Annotated in this window: 15 protein-coding genes and 1 pseudogene; 10 read left to right on the plus strand and 6 right to left on the minus strand. The window is 66.4% G+C overall.

All coding sequences use genetic code 11. From position 1 onward, the window contains the following. The first annotated feature begins 2 nt into the window (after positions 1–2). Positions 3–842, plus strand: coding sequence for an SAM-dependent methyltransferase (locus ACOI2T_RS32915; RefSeq protein ID WP_409505090.1), 840 nt, complete (start codon positions 3–5; stop codon positions 840–842). Here ACOI2T_RS32915 and ACOI2T_RS32920 read toward each other — a convergent pair. Then, positions 812–1,412: pseudogene (locus ACOI2T_RS32920) on the minus strand (VOC family protein). The gene ACOI2T_RS32915 and the pseudogene ACOI2T_RS32920 overlap by 31 nt on opposite strands. Before the next feature lie 98 nt (positions 1,413–1,510). On the opposite strand from ACOI2T_RS32920, the gene ACOI2T_RS32925 reads away from it, so the two are divergent. The 5 genes from ACOI2T_RS32925 to ACOI2T_RS32945 all read left to right on the plus strand — a co-directional run bounded on the left by ACOI2T_RS32925 (position 1,511) and on the right by ACOI2T_RS32945 (position 7,227). Then, entirely contained in the window at positions 1,511–2,140 is a 630-nt protein-coding gene (locus ACOI2T_RS32925; RefSeq protein ID WP_409505091.1) for a TetR/AcrR family transcriptional regulator, read from the plus strand. After that, positions 2,137–3,279: an alpha/beta hydrolase gene (locus tag ACOI2T_RS32930; protein WP_409505092.1), complete on the plus strand. Its 1,143-nt coding sequence runs from the start codon at positions 2,137–2,139 to the stop codon at positions 3,277–3,279. Before ACOI2T_RS32925 ends, ACOI2T_RS32930 begins: the two co-directional genes overlap by 4 nt. Further along, positions 3,255–4,235 (plus strand): 2-hydroxyacid dehydrogenase, encoded by a 981-nt coding sequence (locus tag ACOI2T_RS32935; protein WP_409505093.1) that lies wholly within the window; start codon positions 3,255–3,257, stop codon positions 4,233–4,235. The genes ACOI2T_RS32930 and ACOI2T_RS32935 overlap by 25 nt, the downstream gene beginning before the upstream one ends. A gap of 86 nt (positions 4,236–4,321) precedes the next feature. Further along, positions 4,322–6,508 (plus strand): acyl-CoA dehydrogenase family protein, encoded by a 2,187-nt coding sequence (locus ACOI2T_RS32940; protein WP_409505094.1) that lies wholly within the window; start codon positions 4,322–4,324, stop codon positions 6,506–6,508. Between the two features lie 410 nt (positions 6,509–6,918). Beyond that, a complete protein-coding gene (locus tag ACOI2T_RS32945; protein ID WP_409505095.1) occupies positions 6,919–7,227 on the plus strand; it encodes a hypothetical protein in 309 nt (102 codons plus the stop codon). Positions 7,228–7,232: 5 nt separating this feature from the next. Here the strand turns inward: ACOI2T_RS32945 and ACOI2T_RS32950 are convergent, their stop codons facing one another. After that, the gene (locus ACOI2T_RS32950) at positions 7,233–8,015 is read right to left on the minus strand and encodes an SDR family NAD(P)-dependent oxidoreductase (RefSeq protein ID WP_409505096.1); all 783 of its coding nucleotides are present in this window, start codon (positions 8,013–8,015) and stop codon (positions 7,233–7,235) included. Positions 8,016–8,132: 117 nt separating this feature from the next. After that, positions 8,133–9,839, minus strand: a complete 1,707-nt coding sequence (gene fadD2, locus ACOI2T_RS32955; protein WP_067858361.1) for a long-chain-fatty-acid--CoA ligase FadD2 — start codon at positions 9,837–9,839, stop codon at positions 8,133–8,135. 55 nt (positions 9,840–9,894) lie between these two features. Here fadD2 and ACOI2T_RS32960 point away from each other — a divergent pair, with 55 nt between their 5' ends. Beyond that, positions 9,895–11,133, plus strand: a complete 1,239-nt coding sequence (locus ACOI2T_RS32960; protein WP_409505097.1) for a DNA polymerase domain-containing protein — start codon at positions 9,895–9,897, stop codon at positions 11,131–11,133. A gap of 3 nt (positions 11,134–11,136) precedes the next feature. Here the strand turns inward: ACOI2T_RS32960 and ACOI2T_RS32965 are convergent, their stop codons facing one another. Both ACOI2T_RS32965 and ACOI2T_RS32970 read right to left on the minus strand, forming a co-directional pair. Next, positions 11,137–11,565: a hypothetical protein gene (locus ACOI2T_RS32965; protein WP_234791041.1), complete on the minus strand. Its 429-nt coding sequence runs from the start codon at positions 11,563–11,565 to the stop codon at positions 11,137–11,139. A gap of 21 nt (positions 11,566–11,586) precedes the next feature. After that, positions 11,587–12,273, minus strand: coding sequence for a FadR/GntR family transcriptional regulator (locus tag ACOI2T_RS32970; RefSeq protein WP_067858355.1), 687 nt, complete (start codon positions 12,271–12,273; stop codon positions 11,587–11,589). 79 nt (positions 12,274–12,352) lie between these two features. Here ACOI2T_RS32970 and ACOI2T_RS32975 point away from each other — a divergent pair, with 79 nt between their 5' ends. Genes ACOI2T_RS32975 through ACOI2T_RS32985 form a run of 3 tightly spaced genes read left to right on the plus strand, consistent with a single transcriptional unit; the run spans position 12,353 to position 15,158 of the window. After that, the gene (locus tag ACOI2T_RS32975) at positions 12,353–13,087 is read left to right on the plus strand and encodes a (Fe-S)-binding protein (protein ID WP_409505098.1); all 735 of its coding nucleotides are present in this window, start codon (positions 12,353–12,355) and stop codon (positions 13,085–13,087) included. Further along, on the plus strand, positions 13,084–14,553 hold the full coding sequence (locus ACOI2T_RS32980) for a LutB/LldF family L-lactate oxidation iron-sulfur protein (protein WP_409505099.1): 1,470 nt from the start codon (positions 13,084–13,086) through the stop codon (positions 14,551–14,553). The genes ACOI2T_RS32975 and ACOI2T_RS32980 overlap by 4 nt, the downstream gene beginning before the upstream one ends. Continuing rightward, positions 14,550–15,158 carry a LutC/YkgG family protein gene (locus tag ACOI2T_RS32985; protein WP_409505100.1) on the plus strand — a complete coding sequence of 203 codons (609 nt, stop codon included), beginning with the start codon at positions 14,550–14,552 and terminating at the stop codon, positions 15,156–15,158. The genes ACOI2T_RS32980 and ACOI2T_RS32985 overlap by 4 nt, the downstream gene beginning before the upstream one ends. 577 nt (positions 15,159–15,735) lie before the next feature. Here the strand turns inward: ACOI2T_RS32985 and ACOI2T_RS32990 are convergent. Next, the gene (locus ACOI2T_RS32990) at positions 15,736–16,731 is read right to left on the minus strand and encodes a LacI family DNA-binding transcriptional regulator (protein WP_409505262.1); all 996 of its coding nucleotides are present in this window, start codon (positions 16,729–16,731) and stop codon (positions 15,736–15,738) included. Positions 16,732–16,735: the final 4 nt, after the last annotated feature.

A 16,735-nucleotide genomic window follows, 5' to 3' on the forward strand; every position in this document is an offset into this window, starting at 1 on the left:
CCATGCAGAAACCGGGACAAACCCCAGGACGTCCGGTAGCGGACACGGGCCTGCTGGTCGCCGCGATCCGAGCCGAGGAAACCCGCAGGGCCGACGGGCTGTTCAGCGACCCGTTCGCCGAGAAGCTGGCCGGAGAATCGGGCCGGCGGCTACTGGCCGACGCGCTCGCCGCGACGGGTGAGAAGACCACGCTGCAGATCATCGTCCGCACCCGCTTCTGGGACGAGGCGCTGTTGCGCGCCACGCGAACCGTCGATCAGGCCGTGATCCTCGCCGCCGGTATGGACGCACGGGCCTACCGCTTGCCATGGCCGGACGGCGCCGTGGTCTTCGAACTCGACCAGCCCGCGGTCATCGCCACCAAGAACGAACTGCTGGCCGAGGACCGACCGCGATGCCGTCGCGTCGCACTCGGCGTCGATCTCACCGAGGACTGGACCGCATCTCTGCACGACAACGGTTTTGACGCGGACAAGCCGGCGGTGTGGCTGATCGAGGGCCTGCTGCAGTACCTCGACGAGGCCGCCGTGCACACGCTGTTCGACCGTGTGGACGCGATGTCGGCGGCGGGCTCGGTGCTGCTGTACGACGTCGTGGGCAAGACCCTGTTGGATGCGGCCATGCTCGCCGCGGTGCGAGAGTCGATGGCCGCCAGCGGCGCTCCCTGGTTGTTCGGGACGGATCAGCCTGGCGAGCTGAGCGGGCGGCTGGGCTGGTCGGCCGTCGTCACCGACATCGCCGAGCCGGGCAACGCATGGAACCGCTGGTTCGCACCGGCAGTACCGCTCGATGTCCCCGGTGTGCCACGCGGTTACTTCGTCGAGGCCACCAAGCCCGGCTGATCGGCCGGAGGCGTGCGGTCGGCCGACGTCTTCGGCGCGACGTGCACGTCGTCTTCGGTGAATTCCTTGGTCCAGCAGGCGAATTCCAGCGTGATCCCATCCGGGTCGAAGAAGTAGAAGGACCGCACGTATACGCCGGGATGCACGGTCGGCGACACCTGCATCTCACTGTTGTCGTGATTGAGCACCGGCCCGACCCGCACCCCTTTGGCCTTGAGCTTCTGCCGATACTCGTCGAACTTCTCGGCGGGTACATGCAGCGCAAGGTGATTCAGTGATCCGGTGGCGCTGACGATTTCGCCGATGCCAGGGATCGCGGCCGGCGCGGAGATACCGGGAACTCCGTCGGGGGCGTCGCGGAACCAGAAGAAGGCGATGCAGTCGCCGTTGCCTGCGTCGAAGAAGAAGTGCTGGCCGATGCCGCCGGGCAGGTCGAGCGATTTGATCAGCGGCATGCCGAGCACGTTGCTGTAGAAGTCGACGGTGCGTTCCATGTCCGAGCACACCAGTGCCACATGGTTGATTCCGCCGAACTCGAATTCGGAAGTTGGGATTGTTGGGCTTGATCACGTCGTGACTCCTCCGATGCGAACGCGCCCAAAGCTGGCGCCGCTCCGAAACTGAATCTAACATCAGATTCAGATTCGATCAATGATTCGAGGAGCCCGGTGACCGTCAGCCCCCGCGAACAGCTGCCGACCGCACGCGGCAGGCAGACCCAGGCCGCCATCGACGCGGCCGCCCGGGCAGTCATCGCACGCAAAGGCATACTGGCCGCCACGATCGCGGACATCGCCGCCGAGGCGGAGCGTTCCACGGCGTCGTTCTACAACTACTACGACTCCAAGGAAGCGATGGTGCGCGAATGGGCGCTGCGCTTTCGCGACGAGGCCCGCGACCGTGCCCGCGCGGTCGGCCAACCCGGTCTGACGAACTGGGAACGGTCCTATCAAGCCGTATCCGCGCATTGGACGACCTACCGGCACCGGCTCGCCGAGATCATCAGCGTGTCCCAGCTGGCCATGGTCAACGACGATTTCGCGCACTACTGGGCCGAGATCTGCGAGCTTCCCATCTCTTTGATCACCGGGATGGTCGAACACGCGCAGCGCCAAGGCTTCTGCCCCGGCGACGTCCCCCGGCTGACCGCCGAAGCGCTCGTGTCGATGCTCAATCAGTTCTGTTTCGTGAAACTATCGGGCGGTAATGCCGACGATGTCGACGACGAAGCCTGCATCATGGCTCTGGCCAACGTGTTCTACCGGACCATCTATCACGAGGGGACCGCGCGCGCATGAGCAGAACATCCGGGGCGTCTCCCGCCGCAGGCGTCATCCGCGAGTTCATCGGAGTGGAATCACCGACCGCACGCCGCGCCGGCGCAGGTGGTCACCCGTGCCAGGGTATCTACTACCGCGGCGTGGGCCGCAAGCCGAAGATCGCGGTGATCGCAACCCACTACCAGATCGACTTCTCCGAGCACTACATCGCCGACTATCTCGCCACCAGAGGCATCGGCTTCCTGGGCTGGAACACCCGTTTCCGCGGGTTCGAGAGCAGTTTTCTGTTGGACCACGCGCTGGTCGACATCGGCGTCGGCGTGCGCTGGCTCCGCGAAGTGGCGAACATCGAAACCGTTGTGCTGCTCGGCAACTCCGGTGGCGGTTCGTTGATGGCCGCCTACCAGGCACAGGCCAACGACCACCATGTCACGCCGCTGGAGGGCATGCGACCAGCAGCGGGCCTCACCGACCTACCGCCCGCCGACGGCTACGTGGCCAGTGCGGCGCATCCCGGGCGGCCCGATGTGCTGACCGCCTGGATGGACGCGTCGGTGGTCGACGAGAACGACGCGGTCGCCGCCGATCCCGAACTCGATCTGTTCGACGAGCGCAACGGGCCGCCGTACTCGGCGGACTTCGTGTCCCGGTATCGCGCTGCGCAGGTGGCCCGCAACGAGGCCATCACGGACTGGGCCGAGCACGAACTCAAACGCGTTCAGGCCGCGGGCTATTCGGATCGGCCGTTCACGGTGCTGCGGACCTGGGCCGATCCCAGGATGGTCGACCCGGCGATCGAACCGACGCGGCGCCAGCCCAACCTGTGCTACGCGGGAGTTCCGGTGAAGGCCAACCGGTCGGCGCGGGGTATCGCCGCGGCCACCACCCTGCGTAACTGGATCGGCATGTGGAGCCTGCGCCATGCGCAGACGAGAGCCGAACCCCATCTCGCCCGCATCACCTGCCCGGCACTGGTGATCAATGCCGACCAGGACACCGGCGTGTATCCGTCCGACGCACAGCGGATCTACGACGCGCTTGGCGGCACCGACAAGAGCCAGTGCTCGATCGACACCGATCACTACTTCACCACGCCGGGTGCCCGCAGCGAGCAGGCCGACACGATCGCGCGATGGATCGCGAAGCGGTGGCGGTGAATCCCGGCCCGATCCGGGTCCTCGCACACTTCGTTCCCGGCGACAAGGTGCTGGATTTCCTTGCCCCGCATCAGGACTGGCTCGATGTGCGGTTCTGCGCCGAGGACGACGACGAAACCTTCTACCGAGAGTTGCCCGAGGCCGAAGTCCTCTGGCACGTGCTGCGCCCGATCTCGGGCGACGATCTGCACCGCGCGCTGCGGCTGCGCCTCGTACACAAGCTGGGCGCGGGCGTGAACACGATCGACGTGGACACCGCGACGCAACTCGGCATCCTGGTGGCGAACATGCCTGGCGCCAATGCACCCTCGGTCGCCGAGGGCACCATCCTGCTGATGCTGGCGGCGCTGCGGCGGCTGCCCGAACTCGATCGCACCACGCGCGCCGGTCGCGGCTGGCCGTCCGATCCCACGCTGGGTGAGACGGTCCGCGATCTCGGCAGCTGCACAGTGGGTCTCATCGGATACGGCAACGTCGCCAAGCAGGTCGAGCGGATCGCGCAGGCCATGGGAGCCGAGGTCATCCACACCAGCACCCGTGACACCGGCCATCCACGCTGGCGCAGCCTGTCCGACCTGCTGGCGGCCAGCGACGTCGTCTCGCTGCACCTGCCACTGACCGACGCCACCCGCGGCCTGATCGGACCCGACCAACTGGCCGCGATGAAACCCGGCGCAGTGGTGGTCAACACCGCGCGCGGACCGATCATCGACGAGCCCGCGCTCATCGACGCGCTCAAGTCGGGACGGCTGGGCGCGGCCGGTCTCGACGTGTTCGAGACCGAGCCGCTACCCCATGACAGCCCGCTCCTTGAGCTGTCCAATGCTGTCTATACCCCGCATGTGGCGTGGTACACCGCCGACACGATGCGCCGGTATCTGACGGCGGGGGTCGAGAATTGCCGGCGCATCCACGACGGGGAGCCGCCCGCGAACGTGGTCAACAAAGTTACATAGGCTGTACAAGTGGCGCCGGTCACGTCACGGTACCCTCGAAACCAACCGACCGGTTATTAGGGAACTGCCCCGCATGGAGGTTATGCATGCCCATCGCAATCCTGTCCGAGCACACTGACCTGGCCGATTCGGTCCGGTCGTTCGTCGAGCGGGTGGCCCCGTCCGAGGTTCTGCACGAGGCGCTGGAAACCCCCATCGCCAACCCGCCCTCCTATTGGAAGGCTGCCGCAGACCAGGGTCTGCAAGGCCTGCATCTGTCCGAGTCGGTCGGCGGCCAGGGTTTCGGAATCCTCGAGCTGGCCATCGTGCTGGCCGAGTTCGGATACGGCGCGGTGCCCGGCCCGTTCGTCCCGTCGGCGATCGCGAGCGCCCTCATCTCCGCCAACGACCCGGACGCCAAGGTGCTCAGCGAACTGGCTTCCGGTGACGCCATCGCCGCCTACGCCATCGACTCCGGCTTGACCGCGACCCGCCACGGCACCGAACTCGTGATCCGCGGCGAGGTGCGTGCCGTGCCTGCCGCCGCGCAGGCGTCGATCCTGGTGTTGCCGGTCGCCATCGACTCCGGCGAGGAATGGGTGATCCTCGACGCCGACCAGCTCGAGATCGAACCGGTCAAGAGTGTCGACCCGCTGCGTCCGCTCGCCCATGTGCGGGCCAACGCGGTCGAGATCACCGATGATCGCGTGCTCGCCAATCTCAGCCGGCCGCTCGCCCGGGCACTGATGTCGACGCTGCTGTCTGCCGAGGCCATCGGCGTCGCCCGCTGGGCCACCGACACCGCTGCCGAGTACGCCAAGATCCGCGAGCAGTTCGGCAGGCCCATCGGCCAGTTCCAGGCCATCAAGCACAAGTGCGCGGGTATGGTCGCGGAGACGGAGCGCGCCACCGCGGCCGTGTGGGATGCGGCCCGGGCGCTCGACGAGAGTGCTTCCGCGGAGGCGCATTTCGAGTTCGCCGCCGCGGTGGCTGCCACGTTGGCGCCGGCCGCAGCCCAGCACTGCGCCCAGGACTGCATCCAGGTGCACGGCGGAATCGGGTTCACCTGGGAACACGACACCAACGTCTATTACCGCCGCGCACTGCTGCTGGCGGCGTGCTTCGGACGGTCCGCCGATTACCCGCAGCAGGTGGTCGACACCGCCACCAGCACCGGCATGCGGCCGGTCGACATCGACCTCGACCCCGAGACCGAGAAGCTGCGTGACGAGATCCGCGCCGAAGTGGCTGCGCTGAAAGCACTTCCGAGCGGGCCCGAGCGCAACACCGCCATCGCCGAAGGCGGTTGGGTGCAGCCGCATCTGCCCAAGCCGTGGGGCCGGGCCGCCGAGCCGATCGAGCAGATCATCATCGCCCAGGAGTTCTCGTCGGGCCGCGTGAAGCGTCCCCAGATGGGCATCGCGTCATGGATCATCCCGTCGATCGTGGCGTTCGGCACCGACGAGCAGAAGCAGCGCTTCCTACCGCCCACGTTCCGCGGCGAAATGATCTGGTGCCAGCTCTTTTCCGAGCCCGGCGCCGGCTCTGACCTGGCGAGCCTGACCACCAAGGCCACCAAGGTCGACGGCGGCTGGAAGATCACCGGCCAGAAGATCTGGACCACGGGCGCTCAATACTCGGCCTGGGGCGCGCTGTTGGCCCGCACCGATCCGAACGCTCCGAAACACCAGGGCATCACGTACTTCCTGCTCGACATGAAAGCGCCCGGCGTGGAGGTCAAGCCGCTGCGTGAGCTGACCGGCAACGCGATGTTCAACACCGTGTTCATCGACGACGTGTTCGTGCCCGACGACATGGTGCTCGGCGAGGTGAACCGCGGTTGGGAGGTCAGCCGCAACACGCTCACCAATGAGCGCGTGTCGATCGGCAGCAGCGAGCCGCCCTTCCTGGCCAACCTCGACCAGTTCGTGGCGTTCCTGCGCGACGGCCAGTTCGATCAGATCGAGCAGAACCACGCGGGCCGGCTCATCGCCGAAGGCCACGCCGCCAAGGTCCTCAACCTGCGGTCCACGCTGTTGACGCTGGCTGGCGGCGACCCGATGCCCGCCGCGGCCATCTCGAAGTTGCTGTCGATGAAGACCGGCCAGGGGTATGCGGAGTTCGCGGTGGCGTCGTTCGGCACCGACGGAGCGATCGGCGACGCCGAGCAGGAGCCCGGCCGCTGGGCCGATTACCTCCTGGCCAGCCGCGCCACCACGATCTACGGCGGCACCACCGAGGTGCAGCTCAACATCATCGCCGAGCGTCTGCTGGGCCTGCCCCGCGATCCGTAACTTCTCACCGCGAAACTGCACTGAGGGTCGTTGCCGCGTCGCGGTAACGACCCTCAGTGCATTCTCGGGAGTGGCGCGAGCATACGTAGGCGTACCGTCGAAATAGGTGGCTATCGACGACGGTTGGCACTAATGATGAGTACTTCTAAACATCGCGTCCTGCGCTTGACCGGTGCAACAGCGGCAGCGTTCGCACTGCTCGCCGGTCCTTCGGTGGTGGGGAGCCAAAGCACACCCACCGCGGACGCCCGGCCATGTGTAAACGGGGTCATCCCGTGGAACCCCTACATCGTGAACTGCAATCTGCCACCGAGGACGACACCCAAGGTGCGAGGCGCCGCACCCGATGCCGGCGCCATCATCGCGTGCCGAGACCGGCCGGGTTGCCTGGGGTGGTACGTCAATGGGCCATGAACATGACAAATGACGTCGAGAAACGCTGGCACGATCCCGGGATGTTCCGGTCGGCGGTCACGTATGTCGTGATCGTCGCGGCAATCGCCGGAATCGCGTTGGCGTTCTATGCTTTTGACCGTTCCATGCTTTCGGCGGTGCTGGTGCCCACCATCACGTTCGTGGGCGGCGTCGGCGCATTCATCCGGACGTATCAGATCTGGCGGGCCGAGGGCACCTGGCCGATCTGGCAAGGCGCCGGTTGGTTCCTGCTCGCGCTGTCGCTGGTGTGTCTCGCGGTGCCAGGCTCCGCGATGATGTCCTGATGCCCTTACGGCAGAATCGAATCGACGTAACCACCGTCGACCCGCAATGCGCCACCGGTGGTCGCCGAGGCCAACGGAGACGCGAGGTAGGCGACCATGTTGGCAATCTCTTCAGGCTCGATCAGCCGCTGCAGAAGCGATTGCGGCCGATGCTTGCGCATGAACTCGCGCTGCGCTTCGTCCCATGGCAATGATTTGTCGACCAGCTGGTAGACGAAATCCTCGACTCCCGCGGTGTGGGTAGGACCGGCAATCACCGAGTTCACGGTCACGCCGGTGCCTGCGGCGTCCTTCGCGAAACCGCGCGACACCGCGAGCAACGCTGTCTTCGACACCCCGTAATGGATCATCTCTTCGGGGATGACGATGGCCGAATCGCTTGCGATCTGAATCGCCCGGCCCCAGCCCTTTTCCGTCATACCAGGCAGGTAGCTGCGGAGAAGCCGCACGGCCGCAAGGACATTCACGTCGAAGTAGGAGCGCCACTGCTCGTCGGTGATCTCACGGGCAGGCACCGCCCCGAAGATGCCGAGGTTGTTGACCAAGATGTCGACGGCGGGCAACTGACGCAGGAGATCCGCCGTCCCGTCCTCGGTGGCGACGTCGGCCGCGACGCCGATGACGTCGTGATCGCCCAACTTGGCGACGGCTTCATCGACACGCGACGCCGTGCGCCCGTTGATCGCGACGCGTGCCCCGCTGCGGGCGAGCGCCTCGGCGATGGCCAGGCCGATGCCCTGCGTCGAGCCCGTGACTAGCGCGGTCTTTCCGGTGAGGTCGATGTTCACGACGCAGTACTACCACCGGGAGCGACGAACTATTCCCCCGTTTTCGCCGCGAACAGACACGTAGGTCCCTTAATCGCCGCGAAACGGGGTACCTACGTGTCTGTTCGCCGGGGGAAGTCAGTCTCCCGCACTCGTCTCGCCAGGGGCGCCGACTTCGATATTGCGGAGCTCACGCTTGAGGATCTTGCCGGTCGGGTTACGCGGCAACTCATCGAGGAAAATCACCTCGCGCGGCACCTTGTAGCGGGCCAGGTGTTCTTTGACGTACAGCTTGATGGCGTCCTCGTCCACGCTGGCCCCTTCGGCCTTGACCACGAACGCACGCAGCCGGTGTCCCCACTCCTTGTCCTCGACCCCGAGCGCGGTGGCTTCGACGACCTCGGGGTGACCGCTGATCAGGTCTTCGACCTCGGCGGGGAACACGTTCTCACCGCCGGACACGATCATCTCGTCGTCACGGCCGCTGACGTAGAGCAGACCGTGCTCGTCGAAGTAGCCGACATCGCCCGACGACATCATGCCGTCGATGATCTGCTTGCCGCCGCCACCCGTATAGCCCTCGAACGGGAAGGTGTTGCGTACGAAGATGCGCCCGACCTCACCCTGCGGCAGCTCGTTGCCGTTGTCGTCGAGGATCTTCACCGTGATGCCCTTGACCACCGGGCCGACGGTTGCGGGGTTGAGCGACAGATCCTTGGGGCGCGCGATGCTCGCGAACGCGATCTCGGTTGAGCCGTACAGGTTGTAGATGACCGGGCCGAGATCCTTGAGCGCCCGCGTGGCCAGTTCCGCGCCGAGCTGAGAGCCGGACACGAACACGATGCGCAGCGACGACAGGTTGGGCTTGGGCTGGGTCTGCTCGAGATGGTCGAGCATGCGCGAGAGCATCACCGGGACCACCACCACGGCAGTCACCTTGTGCTTCTCGATGTCGGCGAGCACCGTGGCCGGCTTGAAGCGTCGGCGCAACACGAGCGTCGAACCCAGCATCATCGCGATGGTGCTGTGCAGGAAGCCGAGCGCATGGAACATCGGCGCCGGCAGCGACGTCACTTCGCCGGCCTTGAACGGCACGTGGGAGAGCACACCGCCGATAGGGGCCAGCGACGGTGGCGCGCCGCGGTTCGCGCCCTTGGGGGTGCCGGTGGTGCCGCTGGTCAGGATGATGATCGACGAATGCTTGCTTACCTTGGCCGCCGGCCTGCCGTTGCTGCGCGCGATGACGTCGGCAAGGGTTTCGTCGGTGCTCCCGGACGGTTCTTCCTTGTCGGGATTGGTGCCCAGCGCGCGCAGCTTCCCGAGCTCGGGTTCGGCCTGCGCGACGGCAGCGGTGTACTCGTCGTCGTAGATGATCACCTTGGCGCCCTCGCGCGCGGCGACCTCCTTGATCTGCGGGCCAGAGAATTCACTGTTGAGCAGGATGATGCGCGCCCCGGCGCGGGCCGCGCCGTAGACCGACACCAGAAACCACCGGTGGTTGCGGGCCAGGATCGCCACGCCATCACCGGCTCGAACGCCCATCGTGACCAGTTCGTTGGCGAGGGCGTGTGCGGCGGAGTTCAGTTCGCCGAACGTCATCTCGCCGTCGTCGTCGATGACCGCGACGCGGTTCGGGTGCCGACGCGCGTTCAGCGACGCGATCATGCCGATCTCGCCCCAGTTGCGGATGTCGACGAGCATTGCGGCCATGTTCTGCGGCGACTCCAGTTTGAGTGCCCCCGCCTCGAACATCTTGCGGGCGTAATGCAGCTCGGCAGCGCCACGGTCGAGGTATTGCTTTGCCTTCGCGGTCACTTGCGCCGGCAGGTCAGACAGACTTGGCATGCCGACACAATATGTGACAGCTATCGCACCCGGGGTAACTCACTACGATGAGGTGATGGCCGGTGCACTGTCGCTGGAGTTGGACGGCCTGCAGGTGTCGGTCACCAACCCGGACAAGGTGGTTTTCCCTGGGTTCGACGGCCGTCCGGGTGTCACCAAACTGGATCTGATCCGCTATTACCAAGCGGTCGCCGACGGTGCCTTGCGCGGGGTTTACGACCGTCCGATGATCCTCAAACGCTTCGTCAAAGGCATCACCGTCGAGGCGGTCTTCCAGAAACGGGCTCCGGAGAAGCGGCCCGATTACATCGACGTGGCCGAACTCAAATACCGCTCCGGCACGTCGGCCAAGGAGGCCGTGATCCGCAACGCCGCCGGGCTGGCGTGGGCGGTGAACCTCGGTTGTGTCGACCTCAACCCGCACCCCGTGCGGTCCGACGATCTCGAACATCCCGACGAGTTGCGGGTCGATCTGGACCCGATGCCCGGTGTCGAGTGGGGTCAGATCGTCGACGTCGCCCTCGTGGCCCGCGAGGTTCTCGAGGATTACGGGCTGACGGCCTGGCCCAAGACGTCCGGCTCACGCGGCTTTCACATCTATGCCCGGATCGAGCGCCGCTGGCCGTTCAAGCAGGTCCGGCTCGCGGCCCAGACCGTCGCCCGCGAAGTGGAGCGCCGCGCCCCCGACCTGGCGACGGCCCGCTGGTGGAAAGAGGAACGCGAAGGCGTGTTCGTCGACTTCAACCAGAACGCGTTCGACCGGACCGTAGCCTCGGCCTATTCGGTGCGTGCGACGCCGGACGCGCGGGTGTCGACCCCGTTGCGCTGGGACGAGGTGGCCGAGTGCCGCCCCGAGGCGTTCACGGTCACCACGGTGCCGGACCGGTTCGCCGAACTGGGGGATCCGTGGGAAGGCATGGACACCACCGTCGGCGAGCTGGATGCGTTACTGGCCCTTGCCGAAGAGCTCGGGCCCGCCGAGAAAGCGCCGAAGGGCGCGTCGCGCGACGGGCGCAGGCAATCGACCATGCCACTGATCGAGATCGCCCGCACGAAAACCAAAGACGAGGCGATGGCCGCACTCGACCTGTGGAAAGGGCGGTACCCGGATATCGCCGAAAAGCTTGAGCCCGTGGACATTCTGGTCGACGGCATGCGTGGTCCCAGCTCGATCTGGTACCGCATCCGCATCAACCTGCAGCACGTCCCGGAAACCGAACGCCCGCCGCAGGAAGAACTGATCGCCGACTACAGCCCATGGGAGCACTACAACGGCGCGCAGTGGCGCCGTTGACCGTCACCGCTCGAACGGTCCCGGCAACGGACCGAATCTCCCGTTGCCCCGGCGTATTTCACATACCTTCCAGCCGTCGAGGTTCTCCACGGTGAACGCGATGTCCAGATCGGTGACGTCGCTGTAGTAGCCGGTGACGATGCGCCGGTTTCCCGCGCCATCGGGTTCGACCGACAGCAGATCCGGCCCCGCCGAGTACGCCTCGAGGAAATGGGCGCGAACCTCGTCGTCGGTGCGGGGCTCCATCGCGGTGGCCAGCGCTCCACATGCCCCGGATCGCAGGGTCGCGACGTCGCCGGTCTTCGCGGCGGCGATGTGCCGGTGCACGGCATGCTCGGGTGACGCTGCGGCCGTGTTCGCGCCGTCGGTACAGGCGGCCGTCAACCCCGCCATGGCGATCACCGCCCACCTGGCATACCGACTGACGAGCATGAACAAACCGTAGCCCAGCGGTCACCCGCCGATCAGATCTACATATCCCTGGATGTGGGCCCGGGCCAGTTCGGCAGCCTTATTGCCCTGCCCGCGGGACAGGGCGGTGACGATACCGCGGTGCTCGCAGCGCAGGTTCGACGCGACGCCCGCCCAATCGTCGAGCAACGGCACACCCGCCAGGATGTAGCCCTGGATCGGGCCACGCAGCGCGGCCATCATCGCCTCCACCACCACGTTGCCGGCGAGCGCGGTCAACGCCAGGTGGAAGTCGGCGTCGAGCCGGTGGAACTGTTCGGGCTCCAGCGCCGGATCGTCCATGGCGTCGAGCATGGCCCTGATCTCGGTGAGGTCAGGGCGCGGACTGAGCGCAGCCGCATCGCGTAATGCCGAGGTCTCCAAGAGAATTCGGGTCCGCACCAGATCTTCGATGGGCAACGCCCGCGTCGCGGTGTGCAGTCGAAGCGCCGATCCGATCGAGGTGGCGGCATCGGCCGTGATAATCGCGCCCGCGTCCGGGCCGGAGCCGGCCGCAGTCCGGACCACGCCCATGGCCTCCAGCACGCGGATCGCCTCGCGCACCGAGGCCCTGCTGACCGACAGGCTCTCGGCCAACGCGCGCTCGGCGGGCAGTCGGTCGCCGACGGCCAGTGTGCCCGCGACGAGATCTCGCTCGATCCGCTCCAGCACCAGCTCGTGTGCGCGCATGCCGACGAGAATAGCGCCTTTCGCTGGTGTGGTCTGACCACACGGGTTATTGTGGTCAGACCACAGCCTAGGAGTGTTCATGCGAATCGCCCTGTTCGCGACCTGCCTGGCGGATGCGCTCTTCCCACCCGCCGCGATCGCCACGGTCCAACTGCTCGAGCGGCTGGGCCACCAGGTGGTCTTCCCGTCGAGCCAAACGTGTTGCGGTCAAATGCATATCAACACCGGTTACCTCAAGGAGGCCGTCGGTGTGGTCCGCAACCATGTCGAATCGTTCGAGAGCGCGGGGTGCGACGCGGTCGTCGCCCCGTCCGGATCGTGTGTGGGCTCGGTCCGCCACCAGCACGCCATGGTGGCCCGCCGGGCCGGAGACGAGGCGCTGGCCACGCGCGCCGAGAACATCGCGGCCCGCACCTACGAGCTGTCGGAGTTCCTGATCGACGTGCTCGGCGTGGACGATGTCGGCGCCTACTATCCGCACCGCGTCACCTACCATCCGACCTGTCACTCGCTGCGGATGCTCGGAGTGGGCGACAAACCGCTGCGTCTGCTGCGCAACGTCCGAGGGCTCACCCTGGTCGAACTGCCCGCTGCGGATTCCTGCTGCGGATTCGGCGGCACATTCGCGATCAAGAACTCCGACACCTCCACTGCCATGCTCGCCGACAAGATGGGCCACATCCTCGACACCGGTGCCGAGGTGTGCAGCGCAGGCGACTCCTCGTGCCTGATGCACATCGGCGGCGGGCTGAGCCGGCTGCGGTCCGGGGTGCGCACCGTGCACCTGGCCGAGATCCTGGCGGCGTCGGCATGACGGCGACGTTTCTCGGCAATCCGGGACTGGGCAACCTGCGCGGTGACGAGTCGTTTCCCAGCGCGGCGCGCACCGCACTCGCCAATTCGCAACTGCGCCGCAACATCGGCCACGCCACGCATACCATCCGCGCCAAGCGTCTGAGAGCAGTCGCGGAATGCGCTGACTGGGAAGAGCTTCGGGCTGCGGGCAGCGCCATCAAGCAAGACGTGATGGCCCGGCTACCCGAGCTCCTCGAACAGCTCGAGCGCAACGTCACCGAACGCGGCGGCGTCGTGCACTGGGCCCGCGACGCCGACGAAGCGAACCGGATCGTCACCGATCTGATCCGCGCCACCGGCTCCGACGAGGTCGTCAAGGTCAAGTCCATGGCGACCCAGGAGATCGGCCTCAACGAACACCTGGAAGCCGAAGGCATCGCGGCGTTCGAGACCGACCTCGCCGAACTGATCGTGCAACTCGGCCACGACAAGCCCAGCCATATCCTGGTGCCCGCGATCCACCGCAACCGTGCCGAGATTCGCGAGATCTTCGAACGCGAGATGCCTGACGCCGGCACGCTCACCGACGAACCGCGAGTGCTGGCGATGGCGGCCCGCGCGCATCTGCGCCGGAAATTCTTGACCGCCAAAGTTGCGGTGAGCGGTGCGAATTTCGGTGTGGCCGAGACGGGCACGCTCGCGGTGGTGGAATCCGAGGGCAACGGGCGGATGTGCCTGACACTGCCCGAGACGCTGATCACCGTCATGGGCATCGAGAAGATCGTGCCGACGTTCTCCGACCTCGAAGTGTTCATGCAACTGCTGCCGCGATCGTCCACGGCCGAGCGGATGAATCCCTACACCTCGATGTGGACGGGTGTGCATCCCGGTGACGGGCCGCAGGCGTTCCACCTGGTGCTGCTCGACAACGGCCGTACCCAGGTGCTGGCCGACGAGGTGGGACGCGCTGCGCTGCATTGCATTCGGTGCAGTGCCTGCCTGAATGTGTGTCCGGTCTACGAACGCACCGGCGGGCACGCCTACGGTTCTGTCTATCCCGGTCCGATCGGGGCGATCCTGAGCCCCCAGCTCACCGGCACCACCGGCCACGGCGATCCCAATGCCAGCCTGCCGTATGCGTCGTCGCTGTGCGGGGCATGTTTCGAAGCGTGCCCGGTGCGCATCGACATCCCGTCGATCCTCGTGCATCTGCGGGCAAAGCAGGTCGATTCCGAGCGGGGCGGCCTGCCCGGTGGCCAGGACCTCGCGATGAAGGCCGCAGGTTGGGCGATGGCAGGCGCGGGCCGGTTCTCGTTGGCGGAGAAGTCACTCGCGGCCGGACGCCTGATCGCAGGCAAGGACCACCGCATCTCCGCACTGCCGTGGCCCGCGTCGAAATGGACGGCCAGCCGCGACATCCCCGAGCCTCCGAAGGAAACGTTCCGGCAGTGGTGGGTGCGCACGCACGGGGAGGATCAGCGATGACCGACGCCAGGACGGCGGTGCTGGGCCGCATCCGTGATGCACAGGCCGCCGCACCGCCTGCACTGGTGGTGGTACCCCGCGATTACGACCGGGCACCGCTCACCGGGCCCGGTGACATCGAGCGCTTCTCGGAGACGGTCGCCGAGTACCGCGCCAACGTCTACCGGATCGCGGCGGACGAAATCGCTGCCACCGTACGCAAACTCGTGGGACCCGACGCGGCCGTGGTGATTCCGGCGGATCTGCCGGCGGACTGGGTGCGCGACGTACGGACGGTGGTCGATGAACCCGCGCTCAGCATCGATGAACTCGACAGCGCCGACGCCGTCTTGACCGGATGCGCGGTCGGAATCGCCGCGACGGGCACGATCGTGCTCGACGCGGGTGCGACGCAGGGCCGCCGCGCGATCACGCTGGTGCCGGACCACCACATCTGCGTCGTGCGTGCCGACCAGATCGTCGACACCGTGCCGCAGGGATTCGCGGCCTTGAACACCGACCGTCCGCTGACATTCATCTCCGGTCCGAGCGCCACCAGTGACATCGAGCTGGAGCGGGTGGAAGGTGTGCACGGCCCGCGAACGCTTGACGTGCTGATCGTGTGACGCGTCTTTGCTGAAGCTTGCGACAACCCTTCCGGGCGTTGAGGATGTGCCGTTCCGCCCGACTATGAGCGACAATGTCGCTGAAACAGCCTCAGCTGCAACACTTATCACGCGCAACACAGGCTTCGATTCACACCTGTCCCTTGAGCTTCTGCAGTCACGGCAGCCTCAAGATTTGGCGTGCCCGCCTTACAGCGACAATGTCGCTGAGTATTCGAGAAGTTCACGCGAGTAACGCTACGACGGAGATTCGGGCCTGCGGCCGCCACAGCGTTACTGGCGCAGCGATCTGCCACTAGGCCGAGGATCCCAGTCAGTATGTGGCAGTAGCCCTCGGCGTAGTTGCGACATCGAATGCCGTTGATGACCACTGTCATCCGTTGTCCACCTGGCCAGCGACAATGTCGCTACAAGGCGGGCACGCCAAAACGTGAGATCGGTGTGGCCGAAGAGACGCAAGTGAACCAATACCGCTCGGCGAACGCGACTGGCGTGACACATGTTTCTGTTGAGTCGATTTCAGCGACATTGTCGCTAATAGCCGGGCACGGCGATAGCGCCGAGCCAGCCGCCGCGCTCAACTACCTGTCGACCCTCGCACAATCAATTCCGGTTGAAACACCACATGTTTCGGCCGGCGACGCACGGAATCTTCCGATGCGGCGATCAGCAGGTCTACGGCCGTGGAGCCGATCGCGCGAGTGGGCTGCCGGACAGAGGTCAGCGGGACGACCGCCGAACGTGCGAAGTCGATGTCGTCGTAGCCCACAAGTGCCATGTCGTCGGGCACCCGCAACCCACCGATGAGACTGAGCGCCTGCAGCACGCCGATCGCCAGCAGGTCATTGGCGCAGAACACCCCGTCCGGCCGGTCTCGCGGAGCCCGTTGGCGCAACTGCTCCCCCACCGCGCTGCCTGCCTGGACGCTCGGCGCAGTGGTGTCGATGATTTCCAGTTCCGCGCCGGGTATTTCGGCGATGGCCTCGGCTGCTCCACGGCGGCGGTCGCGGATCTGACGCAATGTGCCAGGGCCGCCGACGAACGCAATCCTGCGTCGGCCGGTGGCGCACAGATGCTCGACTGCCAGCCGTGCCCCGGCTACGTCATCGACGGCGACGGAGTCGAACGGCGTGCCGCTGCCGTCACGGTCCACCAGGACGACCGGGGTTCCACGCTCGCGCAGTGCGGTCAACCGCTGCAAGTCTTCCCCGACTGGAGACACCAGCAGGCCGAAGACCCGTTGCTCGTCAAAGGCGTCGATATAGGCGCGTTCGCGGTCGGTGTCGTCGTCAGACGTGCCGAGGAGCACGGTCAGATCGTGTTCACCGGCGCGGCGTTCGGCGGCCCGCGCGATGTCGGTGAAGAACGGGTTGCCGATGTCGAGCACGACCAGTCCGACACTTCGCGACCGTCCCGCCTTGAGCTGACGCGCGGCGTCGTTGCGCACGAAACCCAGGCGGTCGATGGCGGCCTGCACTCGCGCGACGGTGGCCGGCGCGACCTTGTCCGGGGCGTTGAGCACGTTCGAGACCGTGCCCACCGACACCGATGCCGCCGCCGCGACCTCGCGCATGCTC

The sequence above is a fragment of the Mycolicibacterium wolinskyi str. Jessa 2025 genome (assembly GCF_049241375.1).
GTDB classification, from domain to species: domain Bacteria; phylum Actinomycetota; class Actinomycetes; order Mycobacteriales; family Mycobacteriaceae; genus Mycobacterium; species Mycobacterium wolinskyi.